At 40.0% G+C, this 2,099-nt stretch carries 2 protein-coding genes; both read right to left on the bottom strand.

Annotated features, from left to right (window positions below):
- The coding region (locus SC428_RS21995) for a pentapeptide repeat-containing protein (protein ID WP_318710338.1) at positions 1–392 on the bottom strand (392 nt) is incomplete at its 3' end.
- A gap of 1,327 nt (positions 393–1,719) precedes the next feature.
- A partial coding sequence (locus SC428_RS21990) for a pentapeptide repeat-containing protein (RefSeq protein ID WP_142743477.1) occupies positions 1,720–2,099 on the bottom strand: 380 nt, incomplete at its 5' end.

The following is a 2,099-nucleotide window of genomic DNA, read 5'->3' as shown; positions in this document are numbered from 1 at the left end:
AATATGACTCTAGAAAAATTAGCGTAACTAAGATTTGTCTTGGTTATATAAGCACTACAAAACCATGACCTTGTAGTTATCATATTCATAAAATTAGCCCCTCGAAAATCAGCTCCTTGAGCTAAACACTCACTAATTTCAAGACCTAAGGCGCTAATGTTTTTAAAATTACTCATTGATAAATCGCAGCTTTTAAAGCTAGCGTTTTTTAGTTTGGCTCTATTAAAATCACACCCTTCCAAGCTATTCCTGTCGTAAAAACTACAATCAACAAATTCAGTATCAGTTAAATCAACCCCTGAAAAATCACAATTTGAAAAGGCAATATTTTTAACTCTATTCCCCGTAAATTGATCTCGTGAAAACTTTTCATTGATAAAGTGCTTTTCCATACATGCTACACCTGGTTATTTATACAGTGCAATCATTGTACATTAATTTGAACAACCTTAAACTCTAGCTAAAATTGATTCATACAATCCCTTTTATGTTAAACGGGCGAGTTAGTTAGCAAAAATCGCCCGTTCATCCCCATTAAAGCCCCTCAAAACGATTTTAAGACACGATCACCCTATCAAACACCCAAATCCACGCTGAAAGTTTAAAACGGTTTCTGTGCCGTCTGGGTTCGTTTTTAACATCATTCAGATTGACTGAAAAATTGAGCTGAAATCGTCGAAAGGCACAAACTTGTTTTGTGGTGATCGGTGATTTGACCAACCGAGTAAAACGAGGGCGGTAGCGTTTTTAATGGTGAACGGAAATCTGAAAAATCGAGGTTAAACTCATTTTTGCTTTAACAGCCAACTGCAAGTTCAGGGGGGATAGAATCAAATGTGGCTACATTTGGGATCACTATCCCTATCCTGCATAACAAAAACGATACCCGTTTGATTAATTTTTTATTGCTGACCGGTTTTACAAAAATATAGGTAAATCTGCATGAGTTTATTTTTCAGAAAAGAGCCAGCGGCAGGCTCAGGAGATAATCACAAAAAATGATGGTACTCGTAGAGTGCTAGCATTTTAGCCCTGATTGTCTATCCTGCATTGTCACCAAAATCTCTTAACCATTTTCTCGTTTTCTTTTTATCGAACGGGGAGTTATTTATTTGTTTATACGATGGGATGCACTTCCGCTTCCTCGATGAAAAATGAATTTTCATCTTGCGGCGAGCGTTGCAGATTGAATTTGTGGGGTTTATCAGGCTCCAGATGTAACAAAGCCCCGTGACAGCATCACAGGGCTCTGGTACTCTAAATCTTGCGCATTCATTGCTCAGATTTCGATCTCGCAAATCCAATCTTAGCAATGGGAAGCTCGCTTGTCACGACTTCCTTAAAACCATCCAACGACATTAACTCAAATGCGCCACTTGATTGACTCGGACTTAGCCCGGTCTCCGAAAGGATAAACAGGCAAATTGTGGTAGTAAAACGTACCGGAAAACGAAATTCCGGCTCTGCCTCCGAATCACGCTGCGGTATCGAAAGATTACAGTGCGTACCTGATAAGAGCACCAATCAACGGACTAGGGATTTCTTGGATTGCGAAGTGTCGAAAGAAGCCCAACCTAACCAAACTTAGCCAGATTAACGAGCTAAGAGACCATGACCCAATAACTGATCATGGAGAAAAGCAAAGACAAGATGAAGATGTCGCTTCGCTCCGTTTTGATTAGTACCACATTGGGGCATTAGGCGTTTTTTACCTAGATTTTATCGGTGAACAATAACACCTAAACTCTCAACAAGCTGAAGCGCCTGCTCTCCATCCAACTTCACTCCATCTAAATTAATTCGCCTTGCATCAAGCTCGCCAAGCGCCCCACCCGTTAAATCACAACCAGTAAAATCAGCCAAAGACCAATCAAACGATGAAAACTCCCCACAAGAAAGATCGGAGCCACGAAACACGGCGCCAGTTATCACAGTGCCATTCCAGCGATTTTCCCACAGTTCGCACTTTTCTAATATGACTCTAGAAAAATTAGCGTAACTAAGATTTGTCTTGGTTATATAAGCACTACAAAACCATGACCTTGTAGTTATCATATTCATAAAATTAGCCCCTCGAAAATCAGCTCCTTGAGCTAAAC

The sequence above is a fragment of the Providencia sp. 2023EL-00965 genome, assembly GCF_033550225.1.
GTDB lineage: Bacteria > Pseudomonadota > Gammaproteobacteria > Enterobacterales > Enterobacteriaceae > Providencia > Providencia manganoxydans.
This window is presented reverse-complemented; position numbering and strand designations above follow the sequence as displayed.